The following is a 3,109-nucleotide window of genomic DNA, read 5'->3' as shown; positions in this document are numbered from 1 at the left end:
ACTCCCCTACTCCCCTACTCAAGAAGCAGTTGTATTCTTGTTATTAAAAATCCATCTCAGACTACGACGCATTCCTTCGTCTAAGTCAATCATAGGTTGGTAACTAAGCTCTCGTCGCGCTTTAACAATTGAGCAGGCAATGGTTTTATTCATTTCAGAAAGTACATGAATTTTCTGTTGATAAACCCCTATTGCTTGCAAACTCCCGTCTACTAACAGGGCGATTTCACTGACGAAACTAGGCAAGTTCAGACGTGTGTGGCGACATATTTGATGAAATTCCGTTTCTAAGAGATTTTCAACGGTGTCAACCACTTCATTCATCGTGTAAGGCCGCTCATCTGCAATCCAATAAGTTTCCCCCTTGGCTGCGGGAGTAATCCCTGCTAGAATCATCCCTTGACAGAGATTATCAGTATAGGCCATTGATCGCAAATTGTTACCATCACCAACAATTGGGCACTTGCCACTTCTAATCATTTCAAAAAACAGTGTTTGCCGTGGTGGCTGATAGGGACCGTAAAACCAAGGCGCACGGATAATAACGGTTTCAATTTTTCCAGCATCAAAAAATGTTTTAATGGCTAACTCCATCTGCATTTTGGATCGTCCATATCCCATATACGGATTATAGGGAGAACTTTCATCAAATAGATGGTCAGAATGAGGATTACAACCACAGGGAGAGTTTGAAGACATAACTACTGCTCGTTTAACCAAGGCACGATGAGCTGCTGCCAGAATATTCTCAGTTCCCATAACGTTTATCTGATAAAATTCATCAGTTTTTTGGGGATGAATTATTCCTGCTGTATGAAACAAAATCGCCCCTTCAGCACCCTGACAAAAACGCTCGCAATCTTCTGGGTTACGCAGGTCTCCGGATACAACTTCTATGTGTTTGGAAAGTGCTTTGAGAGGTTTCTCGTCACTTCTTGGTAACACAAAGCAGCGAATTGTGAGATCTGGCTGTGGATATCGCAGGGCTTCACAGTCTGGCAGTCCTGCAACCAGCGCTTTGACTAGACTATATCCTAGCCAGCCATTAGCTCCCGTTACTAAAACTAAAGATGTGTCAAAATTCATAAGTCTAACTCTCTTCTAAAAAATGTAAAGCATTTCGTCGGGCAATAGCCATCACAGATCCTTGAGGATTCACTCCTGGAGCAGTGCAGAGCAAACTAGCATCAGCTACATAGAGATTTTCCTGTCGGTGAACTTTACCAAAGGAGTTTGTAGCACATAAGTCTAGGTTTTCTCCCATTGGGCAAGATGAAAACAAGTGAACAGTCATTAAGCTGGTATCTGAGGGCAGTTGTTGGGGTAGCTGTTCTATCTCAGCTAGTTGAGTCAATCTAGTTGCGTTTGGTATCAGTGGAAACAGCGCTTTAGCTTTGGCAGCCATTAATAACCGACATAGATTTTTCAGACCATTAGCTAGTACCTTCAAATCATCAGAGGGCAAATTGTAGCGCACCAACGGATCGTCAAATCCTGGTAAACAACGAACAGTACCTCTACCTGTTCCCAGCAGTGAGACATAGTAGATGTTCATATTTTGCCAGTGCTGATTTACCTCCTGGGCGTACTCAGGGTAATCAACCATGGCTAGCTGTAGGTAGGGGAGCGAACTTATAGAACCTCCAAAACTTAGCTGCGGTGCAAACTCTTTAACCTGATGGACGGCTACATCCAATTGTGCAGAGCTAACGGGTTCTGAAAATTGAGCAACAACTTTCACAGTGGGGTGCATCTGTAGGGCGTTGCCTATATTCCGAGTGATGCCACTACGACGTAGCAGTGCTGATGTATGTACTGCTCCGGCAGCAATAAAAACTGTTTTGGCAGTTATCTTAATTTGGTATGAAGAGGAGCTATCGGTATAACGTCCCTGTAGAATCCAGCGATCGCCCAGATGACGGAGCATTTTAATTTTAGTGTTGGCGAGAATTTTACCCCCTGTGCGTAGCATCTCAGGCACATAAGTTTTCGTCATAGATTGCTTAGTTCCTTTGAGGGGAACACTGCAGTCGTTATTTGACTCATACTTAAACCAACGGGGTACTTCCTGGGATTGCCATCCAAGCTGAGTTGCGCCTTCCTGCAATTTGAGAGAAGCTAGGGAGGGTTTACCAGGTAGATAGCTAACGCTAACGGCATTTTCGCAGGCTTCATAGTGAGGTTCAAGCTCTGCTTCGGTCAGATTTTGCACCTGAAATTTTTCTCGCCAGTGAGCCAAAACGTCGGAGGGAGTGCGGTGATAGAGTCCGCTATTGACTTCACTGCCACCACCGACACACTTTCCCTCAACGTACTGGATTTTGGGAGCGCCAAATGCAACAGTAAGGCCGCGATTCCGATATTTCTGTACCATCTCTTCTTGAGAAAAGGGGGCACATGATTCCAAGGGCAAATAAGCACCTTCTTCAATCAGTAAAACGTCGAGTCCAGCTTTACTAAGGGTGGCCGCGGTAACAGAGCCTCCGGGACCTGAACCAACAATAGCAACTTCGCAGTTGAGAGCAGTATCTGGCTCAGTGAGAATGTTGTGTTCGCATACTGTCATGTCAATTTTTCCTTGCTCGCGTAATAACTGAATATAGTTAAGCTTTCGTAAAATCGCATCAAGTCACGACAAACTCTTAGGGGTGACATTTTCCAAGCTGCGATCTGATGTACTCGGATAGTCGGTGGAAGTTGATGAAACCTTTTACCTCGTCTGATGATTGACCACAAATCAAAAATAGCTGTGAGGATAAACAGTGGTAGTTTTAGGTAATCAGGCATATTTCTATGTTGCGCTCTGACAAACTCAACAACTTGATTATTAGGGAAGTGTAACGGAGACTGATGTTTGTCTGAGTGTTTATTAATAAATGTGTAACAAAGTGCAGATATAGTTGATTCAAAATTCATTATTAGTTTTTATAGAAATATTCTTATGGAGTCAGACAAAAATTGAATTTACTAAATAAGGTTTTGGTTGTTGAGCCAGAGTATCAAAGTATATGTTATTAGCCAACCGAATATTAGAGTTGTTGGGAAATAACTTAGATTACAAAAAAAATAAAATGAAAACAGATATATTTAGTTAGTGATTTTATTATTT

General features: G+C 42.6%; 3 protein-coding genes. All 3 read right to left on the bottom strand.

Annotated elements, in window-relative coordinates; all coding sequences use genetic code 11:
* Positions 1 to 18: 18 nt before the first annotated feature.
* The 3 genes from AFK68_RS04320 to AFK68_RS04310 are packed head-to-tail and all read right to left on the bottom strand — an operon-like array spanning position 19 to position 2,916.
* On the bottom strand, positions 19 to 1,086 hold the full coding sequence (locus AFK68_RS04320) for an NAD(P)-dependent oxidoreductase (protein WP_094671740.1): 1,068 nt from the start codon (positions 1,084 to 1,086) through the stop codon (positions 19 to 21).
* Positions 1,087 to 1,090: 4 nt separating this feature from the next.
* Entirely contained in the window at positions 1,091 to 2,566 is a 1,476-nt protein-coding gene (locus AFK68_RS04315; RefSeq protein WP_094671739.1) for a GMC family oxidoreductase N-terminal domain-containing protein, read from the bottom strand.
* The gene (locus AFK68_RS04310; protein ID WP_094670730.1) at positions 2,563 to 2,916 is read right to left on the bottom strand and encodes a hypothetical protein; all 354 of its coding nucleotides are present in this window, start codon (positions 2,914 to 2,916) and stop codon (positions 2,563 to 2,565) included. Before AFK68_RS04310 ends, AFK68_RS04315 begins: the two co-directional genes overlap by 4 nt.
* Between the last annotated feature and the right edge of the window lie 193 nt (positions 2,917 to 3,109).

Source organism: Hydrocoleum sp. CS-953 (genome assembly GCF_002260545.1).
Lineage (GTDB): Bacteria > Cyanobacteriota > Cyanobacteriia > Cyanobacteriales > Microcoleaceae > Trichodesmium.
The sequence above is the reverse complement of the archived record's forward strand: the minus strand, read 5'-3'. Positions and strand labels throughout refer to the sequence as shown.